The sequence below is a fragment of the Agromyces sp. MMS24-K17 genome (assembly GCF_043950245.1).
Classification (GTDB): Bacteria; Actinomycetota; Actinomycetes; order Actinomycetales; family Microbacteriaceae; genus Agromyces.
Map to the genome: position 1 here is coordinate 990314 of NZ_CP171640.1, position 23862 is coordinate 1014175.

Consider the following 23862-nt stretch of genomic DNA (forward strand, 5'->3'; position numbering starts at 1 on the left):
GAACGCAGGAAGCGGAGCGGGAGGGTCAGCCCTCGAGCACCAGCGCGAGCGACGTGTCGCCGCACGGGAGCAGCAGGGCGCCGTCGGGCAGCGCGATGCCCGCGGTCGACGCCCGGAGCGGGGCATCCGCCCCCTCGCCCGCCGCGCCGCGCAGTGGAGCGAGTGCGTCCGCGAGCCCGTCGAGGCGCAGCAGCGCACCGGTGGCGCGATGCGCGTCGGTCGAGGCGACCACGCGGCCCGACGCGTTCACGAGGGTGCACGGATGCCCCGACGCGCGGATCACCGGGAGCAGCACGCGCTCGAGCTGGGCGACGTAGAGGTCGGCCCCGACCAGGCCGACGAGCTCGCCGCCGACCGTCACCGGCGTCGTGATCGTCACCGTGTAGTCGTCGGTGCAGAGGTAGTCGACGTACGGGCCGGTGAGGTGCCGGGTGCCGGTGCGGGCGGGCACGCGCCACCACTCGAGCGTCGTGTAGTCGCGGAACTGCTCGGCGTCGGGGTCGCTCTCGGCCTCGAGCCGGCGCACGCCGTGCCCGGAGCCGAAGGTGTTGGCGGTGCCGAGCCACCAGGCGAGGTGCCAGGGGGCGTCCATGAGGTAGCCGGGGTCGGCGACGAAGCCGGCGCCGGTGATGAGGCCGCCGTCGCGCTCGAGCTCGGGGCGCACGAGGGCGTCGACCACGGGATCGAGGGCGCGGGCGGTCGGCTCGGGCGCGGTGGCGCCGGTGCCCGTGCCGGCCAGGTGGGCCGCGAGCGCGTCGCGCCACCCGTCGACCATGGCGAAGACCGGATCGATGGTCGCCGCGATGCGGCTCACCACCTGCGCGGCCGGGACGTCGAGTCGGGTCGTCATCGGCCTGCTCCCTCCGCTTCGGCGGCGGATGTCTCCAGCCGCACCTTCTCGTCGATCAGCCATTCGACCGCGGCGGTGATGTGCGCGGTCGTGACGCGTCGCGCGCCCTCGGGGTCGACCTCGCGGATGGCCCGGATGACGTCGAGCCGCGACTGCCTGCTGCGGTCACGATAGTCCTGTTCGCGTAGGCACAGCCAGAGCAGCGAGCCGGCCTCGGCCTGCAGGCGCAGCTCCTCCTGCACGAGTCGCGGCGACTGGCTGATCGCGGCGACCTCGAGCTGGAACCGCCCGACGGCGCGGCGCGCACCCCCGGCGGTCGCCAGGTCGGCGCGGGCGTCGAGGTCGACGAGTGCCTGCACGTCGTCGTCGCTGGCGCGGTCGGCGGCGACCTCGGCGGCCATGCCCGCGATCGCCGCGCAGTGCAGTGACAGGTCGCGGAGCTCGATGCGGCTGAGCGCGCGGAGGCGGTCGTCGACGAGGCGCACCGAGGTCTCGCGGTCGTACGTGACGAAGCTGCCGCCGTCGCGGCCCCGGCGGGTGCGCACCAGGCCCTTGTCGCGGAGGCCGAGGAGCGCCTCGCGGGCGGTGACGAGCGCGACGCCGAGGCTCTTGGCGAGGTCGGACTCGCTCGGCAGCCGTTCGCCGTCGCGGAGGACGCCGGCGACGATCGCGTCGGTGAGGCGCTGCTCGACGAGCTCGGCCCGGCCGGCGCCGTCGAGCGGAGCGAAGACGACGGCGCGCGTGGCGTCGGCGCGCCCGGTCGCGTGCGGCATCCGACCTCCTCGTCCGGCCCGGCGATGGAGCTCCCGGAAATCCGTGACCCGACCGTAACACGAACGTCTGGACTTAGACATATGGATCCATATGATTCGAAGGAGGACCACGTGCAATGACGAACGGAGGCGCCATGAGCGACGCCCAGCCGGCCATCCGGCTCACCGGACTGACCAAGGAGTTCGGCGCGGTCACCGCGGTCGACCACGTCGACCTCGAGATCGGGGCCGGCGAGTTCTTCTCGATGCTGGGGCCGTCCGGCTCCGGCAAGACGACCGTGCTGCGCCTCATCGCCGGGTTCGAGCAGCCCACCTCCGGCACCATCGAGCTCTTCGGCCAGGACGTCTCGAAGCGCGCCCCCTTCGACCGCGACGTGAACACCGTCTTCCAGGACTACGCGCTGTTCCCGCACATGAGCGTGCTCGACAACGTCGCCTACGGACTCCGGGTCCGCGGCATCGGCAAGCGCGAGCGCCACGAGCGCGCCCGCCGCGCCCTGGCCAGCGTGCGCCTCGAGCAGTACGCCGACCGCCGCCCCTCCCAGCTCTCCGGCGGCCAGCGCCAGCGCGTCGCCCTCGCCCGCGCCACCGTCGTCGAGCCGAAGGTGCTGCTCCTCGACGAGCCGCTCGGCGCCCTCGACCTGAAGCTCCGCGAGCAGATGCAGGTCGAGCTGAAGCAGATCCAGCGCGAGCTCGGCATCACCTTCATCTTCGTGACGCACGACCAGGAGGAGGCGCTCACGCTCTCCGACCGCATCGCCGTGTTCCACGCCGGCCGCATCCAGCAGCTCGGCACCCCCGCCGAGCTCTACGAGCGGCCCGCATCCCGCTTCGTCGCCGACTTCGTCGGCACCTCGAACCTCTTCGACGACCAGCGCTCCCGCGACCTGCTCGGCCGGCCCGGCCTGCACTCCATCCGCCCCGAGAAGCTCACCGTCTCGGCCGAGGGCACCACCGAGCCGGGCCTGCGCACCGCGCCGGGCACCGTCGTCGAGGCGATCTACCTCGGCAGCGGCATCCGCCTCGTCGTCGACCTGGACGCCGGCGTGCGCGTCGCCGTGCTCGAGCAGAACGCCCGCGGCCGCCGCCCCGAGGACGAGCGCGGCGACCGCGTCGCGGTCGGCTGGCACGACGACGACGTCGTCGAACTGCGAACGGATGCCCCGGGCGAGGCATCCACCCCCGAACCCGCGGCGTCCGCCGCGACCGGCGCATCCGCGCCCGCCTGACCCGACCCCCAGACCCGCACCCAAGGGAACCCCGCACCACCAGAAGGAGACAACCATGATGCGCATCACCCGCACGGCGCGCCGCGGCGCAGTCGTGGGGCTCGCGATCACCTCGGTCGCGCTGCTCACCGCCTGCGGCACCAGCTCCGGCACCACCGAGGCCAGCGAGGCCGCCACCGAGCTCGGCGACATGGAGGGGCAGGTCTCGCTCCTCGCCTGGCCCGGCTACGTCGAGGACGGCTCGAACGACCCCGCCGTCGACTGGGTCACCCCGTTCGAGGAGGAGACCGGCTGCGAGGTCACCACCAAGACCTTCGGCACCTCCGACGAGGCTCTCAACCTCATGAAGACCGGCGACTACGACGTCGTCTCGGCGTCCGGCGACGCCTCCCTGCGCCTCGTCGCCGCCGGCGACGTCGCACCCGTGAACACCGACCTCATCCCGAACTACGCCAACATCTACGACTTCCTGAAGAACCAGTCGTGGAACTCGGTCGACGGCGTGCCCTACGGCGTGCCGCACGGCTACGGCGCCAACCTGCTCATGTACAACACGGACGTGTTCCCCGAGGCCCCGACCTCGTGGAGCGTCGTCTTCGAGGACGCCGCCGCGAACGCCGGCAAGGTGACCGCGTACGACTCGCCCATCTACATCGCCGACGCGGCCGTGTACCTCATGGCGCACAACCCCGAGCTCGGCATCGAGAACCCCTACGCGCTCGACGAGGAGCAGCTGGCCGCCGCGGTCGACCTCCTCAAGGTGCAGCGCCAGTCGATCGGCGAGTACTGGAGCGACTACCTCAAGGAGATCCAGGCCTTCACGACCGGCGACACCGTCGTCGGCACGAGCTGGCAGGTCATCGAGAACGTGCTCGAGGGCGAAGGCGTCGCCACCGACGTCGTGCTGCCCGACGAGGGCACCACGGGCTGGAGCGACACCTGGATGATCTCGTCCGAGGCGAAGAACCCGAACTGCGCCTACGCGTGGCTCGACTACATCGCCTCGCCCGAGGCGAACGCCGCCGCCACGTCGTACTTCGGCGAGGCGCCGTCGAGCGACGAGGCGTGCGAGTACCGCGAGGACTGCGAGGCGTACCACGCCGGCGACGCCGACTACGCGTCGCAGATCTGGTACTGGTCGACCCCGATCGCCGAGTGCCTCGACGGTCGCACCGACGTGCAGTGCACCGACTACGCGGCATGGACCCAGGCCTGGCAGGAGATCAAGGGCTGATGACGTCCACCAGTGCGGTACCCCGTCCGCGTCGCACGGCGGCGCGGGCGGGGTCCGCCTTCCTGGCGACCCACCCCCGCACCCGGCTGGCGCTGCTGCTCACGGCACCGCTGGCCTGGCTCGGGGTGGTCTACATCGTCGCCCTCGTGCTGCTGCTCGTCACCGCCTTCTGGCAGGTCGACAGCTTCACGGGCGAGATCACGACCGAATGGACGCTCGACAACATCATCGAGGTCGTCACCGGGTCGCTCTACCAGACGGTCACGCTGCGCACGCTCGGCGTGGCGATCCTCGTCACGATCATCGACGTGGCGCTCGCGCTGCCCATCGCGTTCTACATCGCGAAGGTCGCGACGCCGCGCGCGAAACGCGTGCTGATCATCCTCGTGCTCATGCCGCTGTGGGCGAGCTACCTCGTCAAGGCGTACGCCTGGCGGTCGGTGCTCTCGCAGGACGGCATCCTCGAATGGCTGCTCGCGCCGTTCGGGCTGCACACGCCCGGGTACGGGCTGCCCGCGACGGTCATCACGCTGTCGTACCTGTGGCTGCCGTTCGTGGTCCTGCCGATCCAGGCCGGGCTCGAGCGGGTGCCCGACTCGCTGCTCGAGGCGTCGGCCGACCTCGGCGGTCGCACCTGGCCGACGATCCGGCACGTCGTGCTGCCGATGGCGTTCCCCGCCATCATCGCCGGCACCATCTTCAGCTTCTCGCTGTCGCTCGGCGACTACATCACGGTGAACATCGTGGGCGGCGCGAACCAGATGCTCGGCAACCTCGTCTACACGAACGTCGGCGCGGCCAACAACCTGCCGCTGGCATCGGCGATCGCGCTCATCCCGATCGTGATCATCTTCGGCTACCTCTTCCTCGTGCGCCGCACCGGCGCCCTCGACAACCTCTAGGAGCGACGGATGCGTCTCAGCAGGGCCGCCCGGCTCACGCTCGGCATCGTGACCGGGGTCATCCTGGTCGTCGTCTACGTGCCGCTGCTCGTGGTGCTCGTGAACTCGTTCTCGACGTCCACGTCGCTGACGTGGCCGCCGCCCGGGTTCACGCTCGAATGGTGGGGCAAGGCGTTCCAGAGCGCCGGAGCCGTCGAGGCGGTGGAGACCAGCATCGTCGTGGCGATCGTCGCCACCGCGATCGCCCTCGCGCTCGGCACGCTCATCTCGTTCGCGCTGCAACGGTTCGACTTCTTCGGGCGCGACGCGATCAGCCTGCTCGTGATCCTGCCGATCGCGCTGCCCGGCATCATCACCGGCATCGCGTTGAACAACTTCTTCCGCACGATCATGGGCGTGCCCCTGTCGATCTGGACGGTCGTGATCGCGCACGCCACCTTCTGCGTCGTGACCGTGTTCAACAACGTCATCGCGCGGCTCCGCCGCACCGGCACCAACCTCGAGGAGGCGTCGGCCGACCTCGGCGCGGGCGTCTGGACGACGTTCCGCCTCGTGACGTTCCCGCAATTGCGATCGGCGCTGCTCGCGGGCGGCCTGCTCGCGTTCGCGCTGTCGTTCGACGAGATCATCGTGACGACGTTCACCGCCGGGTCGGGCGTGACGACGCTGCCGATCTTCATCCTGAACAACATGTTCCGGCCGAACCAGGCGCCGATCGTGTCGGTGATCGCGGTCGTGCTCGTGGTGATCTCGATCGTGCCGATCTGGATCGCGCAGCGCCTCTCGGAGGGCGCCGAGGGCGTGAGCGTGCGCCCCCGCGCGGCCCGCCGCCGCTGATCTTCGCCGCGAGGTCGCTCGAATCGTCGCTTCCCGCGCCGGATTCGGAGGTGGTCTCAACCGATCAACGCATCACCGGGAGGATGATGCCGGTTGGAGGTAGCCGATGGCGTTCTCGAGCATCCAGGAAAACGAGTTGTGGCGACGATGGCGTGCTGGTGACTCAACGCGGCTGATCGCGCGGTCGCTGGGTTGCTCGCCGAGGACGGTGCATGCGTATCTTGGCCGGACGGGTGGCGTTCGCCCACCGAAAAGACGCCGTTCCGAATCGCATCTGACTGTCCTCGAGCGCGAGGACGTGTCCCGTGGGATCGCAGCCGGCCTCTCGGCGCGGGCGATTGCAGCGCGGCTGCACCGGGCGCCGTCGACGATCTCTCGCGAGATCCACCGCAACGGCGGCCGGGAGGCATACCGTGCGGTGACGGCAGATGAGGCTGCCATGCACCGCGCCCGGCGCCCGAAGACAACGCGGCTTGCTGCTGACCCGGTGCTCCTCGCTGAGGTCCGCTCCAAGCTCGAGCTGGATTGGTCGCCCGAGCAGATCGCGGCCTGGCTACGCCGGCAACACCCGTCAGATCCGAAACGGTGGATCTCGCACGAGAGCATCTATCGCACGATCTACATCACGGCCCGCAGAGAACTCGACGCGACGACGGCCAGACATCTTCGGTCGGGCCGATCAGTCCGGCGGCCCCGCCTCGTCCAGTCCTCGCACGGACGCGGGCGGCTCCGGAACATGACTCCGATCCATGCCCGGCCCGTCGAAGTGCACGAACGAACCGTGCTCGGCCACTGGGAAGGTGACCTTGTCATGGGCCGTCGCCCATCGGCCGTGGCGACTCTCGTCGAACGACAGACCCGGTTCGTTCGCATCGTTCCGCTTCCGCACGGATACAAAGCCGACGCGGTACGCCGGGCCATCGTCGAGAACCTCCGCGCCGTCCCGCCAACGCTGCGGTTGTCGCTGACCTGGGACCGCGGCCGCGAGATGGCAGAGCACCAAGAACTCGCCGTCGAGCTCGGCCTGCAGGTCTACTTCTGCGACGCACGGAGTCCATGGCAGCGTGGGTCGAACGAGAACACCAACCGGCTCCTGCGCCAGTACCTCGCGAAAGGCGAAGACCTGAACCGGTTCTCGCTCCGGCAGCTCGACGACATCGCCGAGCGGATCAACACCCGACCCCGACGCGTCCTCGGCTGGGACACAGCCGCGGATCGCTTCCGCCCAGAACTCAGGCGTGCTCACCAACCCACATAGGGATCCCTCACCGGCATGCCTCCTCGCGAGCAAGGACACTCCAAATCCATGTCCCACGAGTCGCGCAAACCATTCGCCCGCGGGCGTTTGCGGATCACACTCTCCGGCGCGTACTGGTGCCACTTGTACTCGCATAGCGACACAACTTGTGTTAGACATATGACACAAATGATCGGAGATGCAGTGTTCGAACAATCGGTGACCGCGCTGGGGCCGCTGGACCTGGCTTCAGCGGCCCTCTCGACGCCCTTGTTCTCATTCGTGGCCGCGGTGCTGATCGCGCCACTCGTGATCGTCGCCGCCAAGATCATTGAGGATCGTCGACGGCCCGCTCCAGTGATCCATCCGGAGCCGGACACGGCGACAGAGCGGTATCGCCCCGAACGGCTTGCACTCAGCATTGGCGCCGCGCTGGTCATCTTCGCGTTCGTGATCGAGACGGTCGTGCGCGGCTACCTCATGAACCTGGCGAACATCGTCGAGTGGTGGGAGTACGCCACCCCGGTGTTCGCCGCCGTCATCTGCGTCACGGCAGTTCTCGCACTGATCGTCACTCGCGGATCTGCACCGCCGGAGCAGCCGGCACCCTCCGCACGGCGCACCTGGACGAGCTTCGGACCGCGCGCCGGCCTCATCGCGTCGGGAGCGACGTTCCTCGCACTGCTGGCGACGACCGTCGCCGCAGGACTCGAGTCATCCACCGGCTCAGACGGCCGCTACATCTACCTGGAGCTCACGGCTCCGAACACGTCCATCGATCCGGTTCGGCCGTGGTTCTACGGCTGGGCCTACGGCGTGCCCGTGCTGGTGTGCCTGACCGCGCTCGCTGGCATCCTCTGGGCAACGCTCCACACGAACGCGGTGCGGCCCTTTCAGCGCCCCGAATACGTCCAGGGCGAGCGGGTCGTCCGCACTGAGATCGCCTCCGGCGTCGTCCGCGTTGCGACAGCGGGCATGCTGCTCGCACTCGCCGGCGCATGGCGCTTCATCGCCGAGGCAGGCTTGATGACCAGACTGATCAATGGCGAGACGGGCGAGGAATACCAGACGACCTGGCGGTACGCCGAGTTCGCGGCAACCGGGGCTCTGCTCGCGCCAATACTCGAGATCCTCGCGTTCGTCCTTCTGATCCTGGTAGCGACACGGATGCTGCGCACTCGGCGGCCGCGTGCAGGCCACGAGGAAGCTGAGCTCGATGCCATCGCCGGAGTCGCTCGATGACCGCTGAGGTGGTCGTATCGGCGAGCGAGGACACCAGCCCGACGCAGAGCATCTACCGACAGTTCCGCGGCCGGATCGTCTCGGGGCAACTCGGAGCCGGCGAGCGTCTGCCAACGGTACGGCAGACAGCGGCAGATCTCGGCGTTGCTCCCGGCACCGCAGCCAAGGCCTACAAACTGCTCGAGCGTGACGGCCTCGTGATCACGCGAACCGCTGCAGGCACCCGCGTCGCACCGTCGGCCAACGTGCTCCCACTGCCCGTCGTCCGCCGCATTCGAGAACTCATCATCGAGGCAGATGCCTCGGGAGCGAAAGCCGACGACGTGATCGACGTGCTCCGCCTCATCTGGACCCAGTAAGAACCCCAGCAACGCGCGTGAGCCAACCTCCGGACCCGCCTGAACGAATCCCGACACAAATGGAGCACCCTATGAAGCCCATTGACCCCGCGGCCATCACGTTGCCGCCGACAGAGCCGCTCGACATCACCGCCTACCTTCCGAACCCCGCTGACGAACCCACTGGCTAACTGACGTCGCCCACGTTCAACCTGTGCCAAGGTCAAGCGGCCGCGGCACCAATCAAGACTGAGAGTAGGTCCCACGTATGAATACCGAATGGTCGAAGCGCCAACCGCTGGCCGCGCTTGCCGCGATCTCGATCACGCTCCTCGCCGTCGGCTGCACGAGCCAAGACACGACGCGGTCCTCGCCTGAGCGCGAGTTCCCAGAAGTCTCCGAGCAGATGACCACAGCCTCGCCCGACGACAGGGATCGTTGGACGCCTCCCGTGACTCGGAAAGACTTCGCTGACTCCGATGGAAAGAGATCGGCTGTTCAGTTTTCAGATGGCTGGGCGTCCTGTTCTGTCCCGGTAGGAGCCGGCACGGTGATTGCGACCCCGGAGCGGGTTTGCGGATAAACGGGACATGCAGCACCGCCGTTGATGACCCAGTGGGTGATCCAGAAGCCGAGGGCGGCAAGACCGTAAACCGATCCCTGAGCGGGTGCGACGTATCCGGCGCTATTCGCTCGGATCCACCACGATCTGGACTCGCTCCGGCCAGTTCAAGTCGTCCGCCAGGACGAGGATCTCTCGATCCCCACGAATCCAGAAGGCGTGCACGTTGATCAGTCCTGCCGGGTCCTCGATCTCGAGCCCACCGGCGATATTGAACCGTTCTCGGAGAATCACGTGCTGCATCGGCTCGGTCGGCATGCCTTGCCACAGTTCGCACCTCACCGGCCCATCGACTCCAGGAGTCACGGCGAAGATCGCAGCATTCCGGTCTACATAGGATCGCCGCTCGTTCGGATTCCAGTCCGACAGGTCTCCATCTGACTCAGAATCACGCACGACAATTACTCCGAACTGCGATTCGATCTCGAATGCTGCATGCATCTTCGCCACCACGGACTCCTCTCGATCGCGGCGTGATTCACGTGTGGCCACCGCTGCCGCCGGAGCTGTCGCACATCAACCCGGTCGTTGCCATGCCAGGCAGTTTCGCGGTATCCGCGCGTTGACGGCGCGCGCCACCTGGCCAACATAGCGAGCGAGGCGTCGGAATGACCGCAACCCGGTCCCTCACCGTACATCCGAGCGACGCCGGAGGATCTCAACCATCAGTAGGCCATCGGATGTACGTAAGACCCGCACGATGAAATGCCCGGTGACAGCCCCCTAACTGCAACACTGATCCCATGAGCGCAATCAAGGTCGGCTACGCCCGAGTATCGACGAACGAGCAAGACCTCACCGCGCAGCGAATCGGTCTCACCGCGCTCGGCGTCGACCCGGAGAACATCTACGTCGACCACGGGCTCACCGGCTCCAATCGTGCTCGCCCCGGCCTGCGCGAGGCGATGGCCGCCACCCGCCGCGGCGACACCCTGGTCGTGACCAAGCTCGATCGACTCGCGCGATCGCTGCCGGACGCGCGCGACATCGCCGATGAGCTGACGACCAAAGGGGTGGCGCTCAGCCTTGGCGGCAGTGTCTACGACCCTGCTGATCCTGTCGGCCGGCTCCTGTTCAATGTGCTCGGAATGGTGGCCGAGTTCGAGGCCGATCTGATTCGGGCGCGCACGCGCGAAGGAATGGCCGTCGCCCGAGCGAAGGGCCGCCTGCGCGGCAAGCAACCAAAGCTCTCAGCATCGCAACGCAAGCATCTGTTCGAGCTCCACGACGCGGGCGCCCACACGCAGGCCGAACTTGCCGAGCTCTTCCGAATTTCACGGACCACGGTGTACCGCGAGCTGCAGCGCCGGGCGGCCACGACGCCTGGCGGGTAGCTGGTCGGGTTGCGTCGCTACGATCAAAGCGCCCAAGGTGATGCGTTGATCGGTTGAGACCGCCGACGATTCCGGCGACCTCGCGAGGCGGAACAGGCGCGCGGATGCCACGATGGCGGGATGGATGCCCCGATCGCCACCGGATTCCGTGCCGAACTGCCGCCCTGGCTCGTCGCCGACCTCGACCGCTACGCCGAATGGGACCTCGCGACGCCCGAGCAGCGGATGGACCTCGTGAACGAGCTCGCCGACCGCAACTGGCGTGCCGGCAACGGCGGGCCGTTCGCGGCGATCGTGGTCGACGCGTCGACCGGCGAGCTCGTGTCGGCGGGCGTGAACGTGGTGCTCTCCACGGGCCTGAGCTCGCTGCACGCCGAGGTCACCGCGATCGGGCTCGCACAGGCGCGGCTCGGCCGGTGGGATCTTGGCGCCGACGGCGCCGACCTCGAACTCGTCGTCAACTGGCGCCCCTGCGTCATGTGCTACGGCGCGACGATGTGGTCGGGCGTGCGCCGGCTCACGATCGCGGGCGACGGCCCCGAATGCGAGGACCTCACCGGGTTCGACGAGGGCCCGATGCATCCCGACTGGGCGGGGGAGTTCGAGCGGCGAGGCATCCGGGTGCTCCAGGGCGTCCGCCGCGCGGAGGCGGCGGCGGTGTTCCGCGCCTACGGGGCATCCGACGCCGTCGTCTACAACGCGCGCGGCACCTCCACCGGGTGAGCTTGGCGAGACCGCGACCCCTCCTTCTCGAGGTGCACCAGCTCGACCCCCGGTCGCAGCACCTCCCGCCGCACGCGCCGATACCCCTCGCGCTCGTACAGCCGTAGGTTGCCCTCGCTGCGGTGCCCGGTGAACAGGGCGAACCGGTGCGCGCCGCTGGCCTGCTCGGCCGCGCGCAGCAGCGCCGTGCCGAGGCCGAGCCCCTGCCTGTCGGGCGCGACGACCAGCCGCCCGATGCGGGCCGTGCCGCCGTCGATCCGCCACCGCACCGACGCGACCAGGCGGTGCCCGGCGAACAGCCCGAGCGCGGGATGCGCCAACTCGGCTCGAAGGTCGTCGAGGGTCTGCGTGAGCGCGGGCAGCCGCGGGTCGTCGTAGAGCTGCGCTTCGGTCGCGTACGCCGCTCGCTGCAGCGTGAGGAGCTCGCCGGCATCGGCGGGGCCGAGCCGGCGGGATCCGGTGCCGTCGGGGATGGGGTGTCGCATGGCGTGCCTCTCGATCGCGGTGGAGGCTGCACGTCGGCGTCCGGGTTCCCCGAGCCTGCGGCGCAGCTCGGGGACAGGCGTCATCGGGCTGCTAGCGCAGCCACCATGCCGGGAGTCGGCTCGGACGCATGGGGCGATCGTAGCGGCGCGGTCCCATCGGCGACAGGCCCCCAGACGGAACGGGACGGCACGGGGCCGGGCGAGCGCGATGCCCACCCGGCCCCGTGCCGGAACCGATCGGTCAGCTGCGGTCGTCCCCCGCGGCGGATGCGCCGTGCACGTGGACGTGCACGTGGACCTCGCGCGGGTCGTCGGCACGTGCGGGGCCGAAGCCCGGGCCGAAGCCGGCGGCCGAGCCGGGGCCGAACCCGGGCGTGAAGCCCGGGGCGAAGTCGCGGCCGAAGCCACGGTCGCCGCGACGGCCGAAGTCGCGGCCGAAGTCGCGGCCGTAGCCGTGGGGGCCGCCGTGGCGGCGACCCTCGTGGTCGTGGTGCCCCTCGTGGCCGTGCTCGTGCCCGTGCTCGTCACGGCCGTGCCCGTGCTCGTCACGGCCGTGGCCGTGGCCGTGGCCGTCGTGCCCGCGGTGCGGGTGCCCGAAGCGGCCGAACCGGTGGCCGCGGCCGCCGCGGCGTCCGCGCGGCATCGGCTGCGACTCGTCCCAGCCGAGTTCGCGGGCGATCGACTCGAGGGTCGCGAGGGTGGTCGCGAAGTCCTCGGGGCTGACCGCGCCGGCGACGCGGGTGCGCAGGCCGGTGACGTCGGCGAGGAGCCGGTCGCGGGCCTCGCGACCCGCGTCGGTCAGCGTGGGGACGTCGGCCTCGTCGGTCGCGACCCAGCCGCGCTCGACCAGGCGGTCGAGCAGGTCGGGGCGATGGCGGAGCCGGTGGGCCAGGTGCTCGTCGACGGCGTCGCCGCCGAGCAGGTTGAGCGCCCGCCAGTCGCGGCGGGTCAGGCCCTCGGCCTCGAAGAGCGTCGCCATCTCGTCGGAGATGCGGCGGTCGACGAGCTTCAGCCAGAAGCCGAGCGGTCGGCGGTCGGTCGAGGCCTCGGCCTCGGCGACGGACTCGTCGTGCTCGTGCTCGTGCTCGAACTCCGGCGCGTCGTCGGCGTGGTGGTCATGGTCGTGGTCGAACTCGTGGTCCGTCATGGATTCCTCTCTCGGTGCGCCCGTCGGGCGCCCGGCGCGCGTTGCGCGTTTGCGTATTGCATGTCATCTGACATGTATATGTAGGATGACATGCATGTCGGACCCGCGTCAATCCGCTCACGGCGAACCCGAAGGTTCGGGGTCCGGCGGTCCTGAAGGCGGCGGCCCGGGCGGCTCCGATGACATCGCCGCCATCGAGGCGGCGCTCGGCGACCTTCGCGGCGGACGTGGACCCGGGTTCGGTCGCGGCCCGGGCTTCGGCTGGGGTCCCGGCGGCCCGGGCGGCCCGTTCGGACCAGGCGGCCCGGACGGCGCCGGCGGGCGCGGGCGGGGTGGCCGCGCCTGGGGTGCGGGCTCGCGCGGCGGCCGTCGCGGTGAGATGCCGCACGGCGGGCCCGGTGCCGACGCCCACCACGGCGAGCACGGCGACCACGGTGGACACTCCGACCACGGCCACGGAGACCACGGCGGGCATCCCGGTCATGGCGGCCATGGCGGCCCGCCCGGCCGCGGCCACGCCGCGCTCCGACTCCTGGCCGCACTCGAGGCGCACGGCCCGAAGTCGGTGAGCGACGTCGCCGGACTGATCGGCGTCGACCAGCCGCGTGCGAGCCGGCTCGTGCAGGCCGCGGTGGAGGCCGGCTTCGTGCGGCGCGAGGCCGATCCGAGCGACGCGCGACGGAGCATCCTGATCATCACCGAGGCGGGCCGCACCGCCGTCTCCGCGACGATCGGCCGCCGTCGCGCGGCCATCGAGACCGCCCTCGCCGGCTTCACCCCCGCCGAGCGCGCCGAGTTCTCCCGCCTCCTCGCCCGCTTCGCGGCGGCCTGGCCGCACGACTGACGGGTCCTCGCCTCCACGATGTCGCCCATTCGGCGCACCTCGCCGGTGGGTGCCCGCCGTTTTCGCGACACCGCGACGTGACGTCGCGCGGATTGCGCGCCGACGCCAGCGAAGTGCGCCATCTGGGCGACACGGGATGCGGGGTCCCGCCATGCGAGCAGGCCGGGTCCGCGGAGGTCAGCCGACGAGGAGCACTTCGGCGACACGCCGACGGTGCGGCTCGGCACGACGGCGTGTCGGCGCGTTTCTCCTCATCGGCGAGCGGCGAGGCGGGTGCGGCGGGTCTCGATACGCGTCGTCGCTTCGCGTCGGCGCTACTCGACCACCGGATACGCGTCGTCGCTTCGCGCCGGCGCTACTCGACCACCGGACCGGGCGCGGCCGGGTCAGTCGGCCGGGGCGGATGCCTCGAGCCGCGCGATGAGCTCGTCGATGACGGCACCGACGATGCGGGGCATCTCGACCGCCTCGGGCTCGAGGAGCCACTGCACCTGCAGGCCGTCCATGACGGCGATCAGCGTCGACGCGGCGTCGAGCAGCGCACCGCGGTCGGTGTTGCCGGTGACCTCGCCGAACACGCCCGCGATCTTCTCGCGCAGGATGTGCAGGCGCTCGTGGAAGTAGTCGTGCGCCGGGTGCCCGTCGGTGACGGACTCGCCCGACAGCACCGAGTAGGCCTGCACGACGCCGCGGCGGTGCGTGTTCTCCTCGACGGTGTCGACCAGGTGCTGGAGGAACGCGGGGCCCTCGGTCTGCGCGCGGGCGGGCACGCCGTTGACCTCCTCGCCGTCGCGGTACTTCAGCATCGCGACGAGCAGGCCCTCCTTGCTCCCGAAGTGGTGCAGCACGCCGGCGTGGGTCATCCCCGCCTCCTCGGCGACCTCGACGAGCGCGCCCTTGTTGTAGCCGCGCGCGCCGAAGACCTTCATCGCCGCCTTGAGCACGGTCTCCCGCCGCTCGAGCGTGCGGGCCTGCGGCCGCTGCACGCGCTCGGCGGCCGGCTTGCTCCGGGTGTCCCCTGTTGCCAACCTCGTCGTTTCCTTCCCGGATGCCTCGCCTCGCGGCAGCCCCGTGGCTCCATCATGAGCCGTCGAGCGCAGGGATCGCGCTCTCATCTTCAGCATTGCATGTCGGCGCGCCGTGTTCGCACGACTGCGTTATCCAAACGTTACCACCTCAACTTACTTACAGGTCAGTAAGTGTGTGAGGATGATGCCCGTCACTCGATGACGAGCTCACCCCCGAGCTCAATGACGAGCCCCACCGAGAGGAGTGCGCGGCGTGACCACGACCCCGACCGCCACCGACGACCGGACCACCCGGCCGGCCGCCGACCCGACGTCCATCGGATTCGAGGACGCCGTCGCGATCGCCGCCGGACTCCCGCTGCGCGACAAGGTCGCCCTCCTCACCGGAGCCGGCACCTGGACCCTCACGGCCCTGCCGCAGCTGGGCCTGCGCACCATGACCGTCTCCGACGGCCCGATCGGCGTCCGCGGCACCGGCGAGGACGGGCTGCCCTCCGCGCAGATGCCCGCCCCGAGCGCCGCCGCCGCCACCTGGGACGCCGACGTGCAGGCCCGCCTCGGCCGCCTCATGGCCGCCGAGGCGCGCCGCAAGGGCGTCGACGTCGTGCTCGCACCCGTCGTCAACCTGCAGCGCAGCCCCGTCGGCGGCCGCCACTTCGAGTGCCTCTCGGAGGACCCGCTGCTCACCGGCCGCCTCGCCGTCGCCTTCATCGACGCGCTCCAGGAGCAGGGCGTCGCCGGCTGCGTGAAGCACTTCATCGGCAACGAGACCGAGACCGACCGTACCGAGTACCTCTCCCGCATCGACGAGCGCACGCTGCGCGAGGTCTACCTCGCCCCGTTCGAGGCGGTCATCGACGCCGGCGTCTGGACCATCATGGCCGCCTACAACGGCCTCATCCGAGACGGCGTCGCCGAGACCGCGACCGCGCACGAGCCGCTCCTCACCGGGCTGCTCAAGGGCGAGCTCGGCTTCGACGGCGTCGTCATCAGCGACTGGCTCGCGACCAAGCACACCGCCGAGTCGGCCAACGCCGGCCTCGACCTCGTGATGCCCGGCCCGCTCGGCCCCTGGGGCGACGCCCTCGTCGCCGCCGTCGAGGCCGGCGATGTCGCCGAGTCGGTCATCGACGACAAGGTCGCCCGCATCGTGCGGCTCGCCGAGCGCGTCGGCGCCCTCAGCGGCCTCGCCGGCGAGGTGCTCCCGTACGACTCCACCGGCGCCAACGACGACCCCGCCTCGGCCGAGGTCGTCGCCCTCCTCACCGAGACCGCCGCCCGAGGCACGGTCGTGCTCCGCAACGACGGCGGGCTCCTCCCCGTCGAGCCGACCGGAGCAGCCGCCCCCACCCGCATCGCGCTCATCGGCCACAACGCCGTCGAGCCGTTCACGCAGGGCGGCGGCAGCGCGTTCGTCACCACGCCGCACGTGTCCGACCCGCTCGACGCGCTCCGCGCGGCGTACCCGGGCGCCGAGGTCACCCGCCACCGCGGCGGAGCCGCGACGGTGAAGGCCCCGCTCGTGGCATCCGACCGCCTCTCCGCCCCCGAGGGCGACCGCGGCATCCGCGTCGACGGGCTCGACGAGGCCGGCGAGATCGTCGAGTCGTCGCTGCTGGCCGACGCCGAGGCCCTCTGGTTCCCCGTCGAGGACCCGCGCGTGGCATCCGTGCGCATCGCCGTCGACGTCGACCTGCGCGAGGCGGGCACCCACGTGCTCGAATTCGGCCCCGTCGGCGCCCACCGCGTCGTCGTCGACGGCGTGGTCCTCGGCACCTCCGACCACCACGTCGGCCCCGAGGTGATCCTGAACTCCAGCTACGCGAGCCCCGAGATGCTCGTCAGCGACGTCGAGGTCGACGAGCCCCGCAGCGTGCGCCTCGAGGCCGACCTGCAGGTCATCGACGGCGAGTCGTACGGCCGGTTCGTGCGGGCCCACTTCCGCCACCGGGTGCCCGGCCCCACCCTCGACGAGGAGATCGGCCTCGCCGTCGCCGCCGCGGCCGACGCCGACCTCGCCGTCGTCGTGATCGGCACGAACCCCGAGACCGAGTCCGAGGGCTGGGACCGCCCGACCCTCGCCCTTCCCGGCCGCCAGGACGAGCTCGTCCGCCGCGTCGCCGCCGCGAACCCGCGCACCGTCGTCGTGGTCAACGCCGGCGCCCCCGTCATCCTCCCGTGGCTCGACGAGGTGCCCGCCGTGCTCTGGTGGTGGCTGCCCGGCCAGGAGGCCGGCGCATCGCTCGCCGCCGTGCTCACCGGCGAGATCGAGCCGAGCGGCCGCCTGCCGTGGACGCTGCCGGCGAGCGAGGCGGATGTCCCGGTGCCGAACGGCCTCCCCGTCGACGGCGTGATCGACTACGCCGAGGGCGTGCACGTCGGCCACCGCGGCTGGGACCGCCTCGACCGCACCCCGGCCCGCGAGTTCGGGTACGGCCTCGGCTACGCCGAGTGGGAGTACCGCGGCCTCGCGGTCGAACGCGGCGCCGGGGCATCCGACGCCCCCGAGACGTCCGACGCCTTCGTCACCGTGCAGGTCGCGGTCGCGAACGTCGGGAGCCGGCCCGGCCGCGAGGTCGTGCAGGCCTACCTGTCCGAGGACGACGCCTGGGCCGACCGGCCCGTGCGCTGGCTCGCGGGCTTCGCCCTGGTCGACGTCGCCGCAGGCGGCGAGGCGACCGTCACGCTCCACGTCGCCCGTCGGGCGTTCGAGGTGTGGGACGTCGACCGCTCCGATTGGGTCCTGCCGCGCGGAACGTATACGCTCCGCGTCGGTCGGTCCTCCAGAGACCTCCGGCTCGCGACGTCCGTCGCGGTCGAGGACGAGTAGTTCCACACCCAGCTCCACACCAAGGAAATGCAAGGAGGCATTCACATGCGCAAGCGCATCCTCGCCGCCGGGGCCGTACTGGTCGCGGCGAGCCTGGCGCTGACCGGCTGCAGCGCCGGCGGCAGCTCGACCGAAGGGTCGAGCGGGAAGGTCCTGGTCGTCGGCATGCCGAACGGTCCGCAGGCACCGAACCAGAACCCGCTCGCGACCGGGTCGGCGTCGCTGTCGCTCGGCTACGCGTTCGTCGTCTACGAGTCGCTCATGCAGATCAACGAGCTGCACCCGACCGACGACCCCACCCCGTGGCTCGCCGACTCGGTCGAGTGGAACGAGGACTCGACCCAGGCGACGATCACGCCCCGCGAGGGCGTGAAGTGGTCGGACGGCGAGGACTTCACCGCCGACGACATCGCGTTCTCGATCCAGCTCCGCAAGGACAACCCCGAGCTGAACATCGACTTCCCCGACCAGTACGGCGACATCGCCGTGGAGGACGGCAAGGTCGTCGTGAACTTCACGACCTCGCAGTACGTCAACCGCGACAAGCTCTACAAGCTCCTCATCGTGCCCGAGCACATCTGGGGCGAAGTCGACAACCCCGTCGAGTTCACCGACGACGAGATGATCGGCACCGGCCCGTTCCTGCTCGACAAGTTCACCTCGCAGTCGGTGTCGCTGAAGCCGAACGCGGACTACTGGGGCGGCGCCCCGAAGGTCGGCGCGCTCCGCTACGACACCTTCAACGACAACAACGGCCTGACCACCGCCCTCACCACCGGCGAGGCGCAGTGGGGCTGGACGTTCATCCCCGACTACGAGTCGACCTTCATCGCGAAGGACCCGGAGCACTACCACCAGGTCGCCGGCGGCGGCTTCGGCGTCGACGTGCTGTTCCTCAACAACGAGACCAAGCCGTTCAACGACGTCGCGTTCCGCCAGGCCCTGAACCTGGTCATGGACCGCGAGGAGATCTCGACCAAGGCCGGCTACGGCGTCTGGCCGACGATCACCTCGGTGACCGGCCTGCCCACCCCGACCGGTGACGCGTTCATCGCCGACGAGTTCCAGGGCGAGGAGCTCGCGGTCGACGTCGACGCCGCGAAGCAGATCCTCACCGACGCCGGCTACACGTGGGACGCCTCGGGCGCCCTGCTCGACCAGGACGGCCAAGCGGTCTCGTTCACGCTGACCAACCCGGCCGGCTGGAGCGACTACCTCAGCGCGCTCGACATCATCAAGGCGGGTGCCGAGGAGCTCGGCGCCACGGCGACCGTCGAGGCCGCGGTGCAGGACACCTGGTTCAACGACATCATCCCGTTCGGCAACTTCCAGGCCACGCTGCACTGGGTCGACAACGGCTCCACCCCGTGGAACCTGTACTCGAACATCATGGACGGCGCCTCGTACGTGCCGCTCGGCGAGACCGCGAACTGGAACTTCGGCCGGTACAACAACGACGCCGTCACCCAGGCGCTCGCCGACTTCAAGGGCGCGTCCGACGACGAGGCCCGCGCCGCGGCGATGCAGACGATCCAGGAGGCCTACGTCTCCGAGGTCCCCGGCCTCGTCATCTGGCAGCGTCCGGCGGTCGCGCAGTACTCGACCGTGAACTACACCGGGTTCCCGACCGATGAGGACCCGTACGCGAACCCGCAGCCCACGGGCCCGCAGGCGGCGCTCATCCTCTCGAAGCTCGTCCCCAGCGAGGAGTAACCCCCTCGGCCGGGGAGGCGGCGGACGGTTCCGGCCGTCGCCTCCCCGGCACCCCCTCCCCACCCTCCCGACCACCCGGATTCCGCCTTCGGCGGGAAGCCGCCTACCCTGTTCCGAGGCAGTTTCAAAGGTGAACCCATGAGCAACACATCTCCCGAACCCCCGGTGCTCCGCGCCGAGGCCATCCGCAAGCACTTCCCCGTGCGCGGCCTCGGCAACCGAGGGGTCGTCCACGCCGTCGACGACGTCGACCTCGAGCTCCACCGCGGCCGCGTCGTCGCCCTGGTCGGCGAATCCGGTTCCGGCAAGTCGACCATCGCCCGGCTCCTCGCCCAGCTCATGCCCCTCACCTCCGGCCGCATCGTCCTCGACGGCCAGGACGCGACCGTCCGCAACCGGCGCCAGTTCCGCCGGTACGTGGGTCGCGTGCAGATGATCTTCCAAGACCCGTTCGGGTCGCTGAACCCGATCCACCCGATCCGCTACACGCTCACCCGGGCGCTGCGGATCCACCGCGGCCGCCTCCGCGGCGCCGACCTGGAGGTCGCGCTCGAGGAGCTGCTGGAGCGCGTGCAGCTCACGCCGCCGGCCCGCTACATCGACAAGTTCCCGCACGAGCTGTCGGGCGGTCAGCGCCAGCGCGTCTCCATCGCCCGCGCACTCGCCGCGGACCCCGAGGTGCTCCTCGCCGACGAGCCGATCTCGATGCTCGACGTCTCGATCCGCCTCGGCATCCTGAACCTGCTGAAGGACCTCCGCGACCGCCTCCGCATCGCGATCCTCTACATCACGCACGACATCGCGTCGGCGCGCTACTTCGCCGACCGCACCCTGGTGATGTACGCCGGCCGGGTCGTCGAGAGCGGCGACAGCGAGTCGGTCACGCAGGATCCGAAGCATCCGTACACCCAGCTCCTCGTGCGCTCCGCGCCCGACCCCGACGACCTCGAGGCGCGCGCCCACGGCGCCCGCGGCGAGGCTCCCAGCCTGGTGAAGCCGCCGACCGGATGCCGCTTCAACCCGCGCTGCCCGTTCGCCACCGAGCTGTGCCGCACGGTCGTGCCGCCGCTGTTCGAGGTCGGCGAGGGCCGCCAGGCCGCGTGCTGGGGGTACTCCGACCGTGATGACCGCCCCGTGCTCGGCTCGGTGCTCGACGCCTACGGCGACCGCCCGGCCGTCGCCGTCTCCGCTTCCGAGGAGGCCTCCGCATGAAGTTCGTCGCACGCCGCCTCATCTTCTACGTGATCACCGCGTGGGCGGCGGTCACCATCAACTTCTTCATCCCCCGCCTCATGCCGGGCGACCCGGTGAAGGCCCTCGTCGCGAAGAACCAGGGCAAGATCCCGACCGACGCGATCCCCGCCCTGTACGCGATGTTCGGCCTCGACGACTCGAAGTCGCTCTGGGACCAGTACGTCGACTACTGGGGCACCCTCATGCGGGGCGAGCTCGGCATCTCGTTCACGCTCTTCCCGATGCCGGTGAGCGACGTCATCGCCGCCGCCCTCCCGTGGACGGTCGGCCTCGTCGGCATCGCGACGATCATCAGCTTCGCGATCGGCACCCTGATCGGGACGGGCATCGGCTGGCGCCGCGGCACGTGGGCCGACTCGCTGCTGCCGATCTCGACGTTCTTCTCGGCGGTGCCGTACTTCTGGCTCGGCCTGATCGCGATCTTCGTCTTCTCGGTGACGCTCGGCTGGTTCCCCGCGTCGGGCAGCTACGACCGGTCGCTGGTGCCGGAGTTCAGCTGGGAGTTCATCTCCTCGGTGATCTACTACGGCACGCTGCCGGCCCTGACGATCGTGATCTCCTCGATCGCCGGCTGGATCCTCGGCATGCGCAACATGCTCGTCACCGTGTCGTCCGAGGACTACGTGACCGTCGCGCAGGCGAAGGGCCTCTCCGAGCGCCGGGTCATGTTCAACTACGCCGCACGCAACGCGGTGCTCCCGCAGGTGTCGAGCTTCGCGCTCTCGCTCGGGTTCATCGTCGGCGGCACGCTGATCATGGAGATGGTCTTCAGCTACCAGGGCATCGGCTTCCTGCTCTTCAACGCCGTGAACGGCAAGGACTACCCGCTGATGCAGGGCTGCTTCCTCGTGATCACGATCGCGGTGCTGGCGGCGAACATCATGGCCGACTTCATCTACGCGATCCTCGACCCGCGCACCCGGCAGGAGGGCTGACCATGACGATCGACAGCAGCATCGTCGAGGAACTCGACGACGTCAGCCGGCCCACCGAGGCCCCCGACACCGCGGCCTTCGCGGCCGCGTCGCAGAAGCGGAAGCAGCAGCGGCCGGGCCGGAAGCTCCTGTTCCTCCGGAACTCGAAGGCCATCACCGGCCTCGTGATCATCGGGTTCTTCACCCTGATCGCGATCATCGGCCCGTGGATCGCCCCGTACGACCCGAGCGCGCAGAGCGACGACCTGCTCCAGCCGCCGTCGTGGGAGCACTGGATGGGCACCACCCACCTCGGCCAGGACATCTTCTCCCAGCTCATCATCGGCACCCGCGGCGTGATGGTCGTCGGCTTCGTCGCCGGCATCCTCGCGACCGCGATCGGCGTGATCGTCGGCGTCACCGCCGGCTACGTGGGCGGCATGGGCGACGAGTCGCTCTCGGCCCTGTCGAACGTCTTCCTCGTCATCCCGCAGCTGCCGCTGATCATCATCATCGCCGGACAGCTGCCGAGCGTCGGCGGCCTGACGGTCGCGGTCGTCATCGCCGTCACCGGCTGGGCATGGGGCGCCCGGGTGCTCCGCGCCCAGACGCTCTCGCTCCGTCGTCGCGACTTCGTCGAGGCGGCCCGCGCGTCGGGCGAGCGGAGCTGGCGCATCATCACGGCCGAGATCATGCCGAACCTGACGGCGATCATCGCGTCGGGCTTCGTCGGCACGGTCACCTTCGCGGTGCTCTCGCTCATCACCCTCGCGTTCATCGGCATCGGGTCGGGCGGCGACTGGAACTGGGGCACCATCCTGTTCTGGGCGCAGTCGCAGCTCGCACTGCAGCGCGGCGCGTGGTGGTGGTTCATCCCCGCGGGCCTCTGCATCGCCCTGCTCGGCATGGGCCTCACCCTCATCAACTTCGGCATCGACGAGTTCGTCAACCCGCGCCTGCGCTCGACGGGCATGAACGCCCGCAAGCTGCGCAAGCGGGGCATCCGCCCGCGCATCGGCTTCACGCCGGTCGCCGCACCGGTCGCCGCACCGGTCGGGTCCGGGGCGGGACGCACCACGAAGGGAGAGCGCGCATGACGCTCCTGGACTCCGCCACGGCCCGGGCCGGGGCATCCGTCACCGACCCGGTGCTCGAGATCCGCAACCTGTCGGTCGACTACGGCTACGAGGATGACGCGGTGCACGTGCTGCGCGACGTGTCGCTGACCCTCGGCCGCGGCGAGGTGCTCGGCCTCGCCGGGGAGTCGGGCTGCGGCAAGTCGACGCTCGCGTACGCGGCGACGCGCCTGCTGCCCCCGCCCGGTCTCATCACCGGCGGCGAGGTGCTGTTCACCGGCCGCGACGGCGTGAAGACCGACCTGCTGCGCCTCGACGACCAGCAGCTGCGCGCGTCGCGCTGGCAGGATCTCGCGATCGTGTTCCAGGGGGCGATGAACTCCCTGAACCCGGTGCACCGCATCGGCACGCAGATCGCCGACGGCATCCTCGCGCACCGGCCGGGCACCTCGAAGAAGGAGGCGCTGGAGCGCGCCGCCGAACTGCTCGAGCTCGTCGGCATCGCGCCCGACCGCCTGCGCGCGTTCCCGCACCAGCTCTCGGGCGGCATGCGCCAGCGCGTGATGATCGCGATGGCGCTCGCCCTCGAGCCGCAGGTGCTCATCATGGACGAGCCCACGACCGCGCTCGACGTCGTCATGCAGCGCCAGATCGTGGAGCAGATCGCCGAGCTGCGCGAGCGCCTCGGCTTCTCGGTCATCTTCATCACGCACGACGTGTCGCTGCTGATCGAGATCGCCGACCGCATCGCGATCATGTACGCCGGCGGCATCGTCGAGGACGCCGCGTCGCTCGACGTCTACCACCGCCCCCGGCACCCGTACTCGTCGGCCCTGCTGCACTCGTTCCCCCCGCTGCGCGGGCCGCGGCGCGAGCTCACCGGCATCCCGGGCACGCCGCCCGACCTGGCCAAGCTGGGCGGCGGATGCCCCTTCCGCGATCGCTGCGCCTCCGCCTGGGACGCCTGCGGGGCGATCACCCCCGAGCTGACCGCGCCGGCGGTCGAAGGCGACGACCCGCGCCGTTCGGTCGCATGCCTCCGGCACGACCCGGAGCGCGTCGCCGCCGCGGGCTTCGAGCCGAAGCCGGTGCCGCTGGAGCTGTCGCACCGCTGACCTCGGGTCCTCCGACCGGTCGGGGGTCGCGCCGTGTCCTCGCGACCCCCGGCCCCGGTCGCCCGCGCCTGCGTGCGCTCCGGTGGTCGGGTACGCGCGCACCCCCGGTGGTCGGGTAGGCGGCCACCCCGGCGG

General features: G+C 70.6%; 22 protein-coding genes. 16 read left to right on the top strand and 6 right to left on the bottom strand.

Going from position 1 to position 23862, the window contains the following annotated elements:
• Positions 1-25: 25 nt before the first annotated feature.
• The gene (locus ACGGZK_RS04445; protein WP_395245051.1) at positions 26-850 is read right to left on the bottom strand and encodes a hypothetical protein; all 825 of its coding nucleotides are present in this window, start codon (positions 848-850) and stop codon (positions 26-28) included.
• Positions 847-1623 (bottom strand): FadR/GntR family transcriptional regulator, encoded by a 777-nt coding sequence (locus tag ACGGZK_RS04450; RefSeq protein WP_395245052.1) that lies wholly within the window; start codon positions 1621-1623, stop codon positions 847-849. The genes ACGGZK_RS04445 and ACGGZK_RS04450 overlap by 4 nt, the downstream gene beginning before the upstream one ends.
• 134 nt (positions 1624-1757) lie before the next feature.
• Between ACGGZK_RS04450 and ACGGZK_RS04455 the strand changes: the two genes are divergently transcribed.
• From ACGGZK_RS04455 to ACGGZK_RS04485, 7 genes are all read left to right on the top strand, one after another.
• Positions 1758-2852 carry an ABC transporter ATP-binding protein gene (locus ACGGZK_RS04455; protein ID WP_395245053.1) on the top strand — a complete coding sequence of 365 codons (1095 nt, stop codon included), beginning with the start codon at positions 1758-1760 and terminating at the stop codon, positions 2850-2852.
• Between the two features lie 55 nt (positions 2853-2907).
• Entirely contained in the window at positions 2908-4086 is a 1179-nt protein-coding gene (locus ACGGZK_RS04460; RefSeq protein WP_395245054.1) for an ABC transporter substrate-binding protein, read from the top strand.
• Complete coding sequence (locus ACGGZK_RS04465) at positions 4086-4988, top strand: ABC transporter permease (protein WP_395245055.1); 903 nt, start codon at positions 4086-4088, stop codon at positions 4986-4988. The genes ACGGZK_RS04460 and ACGGZK_RS04465 overlap by 1 nt, the downstream gene beginning before the upstream one ends.
• Before the next feature lie 9 nt (positions 4989-4997).
• Positions 4998-5825, top strand: a complete 828-nt coding sequence (locus tag ACGGZK_RS04470) for an ABC transporter permease (protein WP_395245056.1) — start codon at positions 4998-5000, stop codon at positions 5823-5825.
• Between the two features lie 106 nt (positions 5826-5931).
• Complete coding sequence (locus ACGGZK_RS04475) at positions 5932-7083, top strand: IS30 family transposase (RefSeq protein WP_395245057.1); 1152 nt, start codon at positions 5932-5934, stop codon at positions 7081-7083.
• A 168-nt stretch (positions 7084-7251) separates the two neighbouring features.
• Positions 7252-8304, top strand: a complete 1053-nt coding sequence (locus tag ACGGZK_RS04480; RefSeq protein WP_395245058.1) for a hypothetical protein — start codon at positions 7252-7254, stop codon at positions 8302-8304.
• Positions 8301-8663 carry a GntR family transcriptional regulator gene (locus ACGGZK_RS04485; protein WP_395245059.1) on the top strand — a complete coding sequence of 121 codons (363 nt, stop codon included), beginning with the start codon at positions 8301-8303 and terminating at the stop codon, positions 8661-8663. The genes ACGGZK_RS04480 and ACGGZK_RS04485 overlap by 4 nt, the downstream gene beginning before the upstream one ends.
• A 664-nt stretch (positions 8664-9327) precedes the next feature.
• Here the strand turns inward: ACGGZK_RS04485 and ACGGZK_RS04490 are convergent.
• Positions 9328-9714, bottom strand: coding sequence for a hypothetical protein (locus ACGGZK_RS04490; RefSeq protein WP_395245060.1), 387 nt, complete (start codon positions 9712-9714; stop codon positions 9328-9330).
• 293 nt (positions 9715-10007) lie between these two features.
• Here ACGGZK_RS04490 and ACGGZK_RS04495 point away from each other — a divergent pair, with 293 nt between their 5' ends.
• The gene (locus ACGGZK_RS04495) at positions 10008-10598 is read left to right on the top strand and encodes a recombinase family protein (RefSeq protein WP_395245061.1); all 591 of its coding nucleotides are present in this window, start codon (positions 10008-10010) and stop codon (positions 10596-10598) included.
• 120 nt (positions 10599-10718) lie between these two features.
• A complete protein-coding gene (locus ACGGZK_RS04500) occupies positions 10719-11321 on the top strand; it encodes a nucleoside deaminase (protein ID WP_395245062.1) in 603 nt (200 codons plus the stop codon).
• On the opposite strand, the gene ACGGZK_RS04505 is transcribed toward ACGGZK_RS04500, so the two are convergent.
• Both ACGGZK_RS04505 and ACGGZK_RS04510 read right to left on the bottom strand, forming a co-directional pair.
• Complete coding sequence (locus ACGGZK_RS04505) at positions 11291-11806, bottom strand: GNAT family N-acetyltransferase (protein ID WP_395245063.1); 516 nt, start codon at positions 11804-11806, stop codon at positions 11291-11293. The two genes, ACGGZK_RS04500 and ACGGZK_RS04505, sit on opposite strands and share 31 nt — an antisense overlap.
• Before the next feature lie 241 nt (positions 11807-12047).
• The gene (locus ACGGZK_RS04510; RefSeq protein WP_395245064.1) at positions 12048-12953 is read right to left on the bottom strand and encodes a MarR family winged helix-turn-helix transcriptional regulator; all 906 of its coding nucleotides are present in this window, start codon (positions 12951-12953) and stop codon (positions 12048-12050) included.
• Positions 12954-13332: 379 nt separating this feature from the next.
• Here ACGGZK_RS04510 and ACGGZK_RS04515 point away from each other — a divergent pair, with 379 nt between their 5' ends.
• On the top strand, positions 13333-13797 hold the full coding sequence (locus ACGGZK_RS04515) for a MarR family winged helix-turn-helix transcriptional regulator (protein ID WP_395245065.1): 465 nt from the start codon (positions 13333-13335) through the stop codon (positions 13795-13797).
• A 386-nt stretch (positions 13798-14183) separates the two neighbouring features.
• Here the strand turns inward: ACGGZK_RS04515 and ACGGZK_RS04520 are convergent, their stop codons facing one another.
• Entirely contained in the window at positions 14184-14825 is a 642-nt protein-coding gene (locus ACGGZK_RS04520) for a TetR/AcrR family transcriptional regulator (protein ID WP_395245066.1), read from the bottom strand.
• A gap of 253 nt (positions 14826-15078) precedes the next feature.
• Here ACGGZK_RS04520 and ACGGZK_RS04525 point away from each other — a divergent pair, with 253 nt between their 5' ends.
• From ACGGZK_RS04525 to ACGGZK_RS04550, 6 genes are all read left to right on the top strand, one after another.
• Complete coding sequence (locus ACGGZK_RS04525) at positions 15079-17655, top strand: beta-glucosidase (RefSeq protein WP_395245067.1); 2577 nt, start codon at positions 15079-15081, stop codon at positions 17653-17655.
• A 45-nt stretch (positions 17656-17700) separates the two neighbouring features.
• Positions 17701-19368 carry an ABC transporter substrate-binding protein gene (locus ACGGZK_RS04530; protein ID WP_395245068.1) on the top strand — a complete coding sequence of 556 codons (1668 nt, stop codon included), beginning with the start codon at positions 17701-17703 and terminating at the stop codon, positions 19366-19368.
• A 138-nt stretch (positions 19369-19506) separates the two neighbouring features.
• Positions 19507-20580, top strand: coding sequence for an ABC transporter ATP-binding protein (locus ACGGZK_RS04535; RefSeq protein ID WP_395245069.1), 1074 nt, complete (start codon positions 19507-19509; stop codon positions 20578-20580).
• Positions 20577-21557, top strand: coding sequence for an ABC transporter permease (locus ACGGZK_RS04540; RefSeq protein WP_395245070.1), 981 nt, complete (start codon positions 20577-20579; stop codon positions 21555-21557). Before ACGGZK_RS04535 ends, ACGGZK_RS04540 begins: the two co-directional genes overlap by 4 nt.
• A gap of 2 nt (positions 21558-21559) precedes the next feature.
• Entirely contained in the window at positions 21560-22633 is a 1074-nt protein-coding gene (locus tag ACGGZK_RS04545; RefSeq protein ID WP_395245071.1) for an ABC transporter permease, read from the top strand.
• Entirely contained in the window at positions 22630-23727 is a 1098-nt protein-coding gene (locus ACGGZK_RS04550; RefSeq protein ID WP_395245072.1) for an ABC transporter ATP-binding protein, read from the top strand. The genes ACGGZK_RS04545 and ACGGZK_RS04550 overlap by 4 nt, the downstream gene beginning before the upstream one ends.
• The last annotated feature ends 135 nt before the right edge of the window (positions 23728-23862 follow it).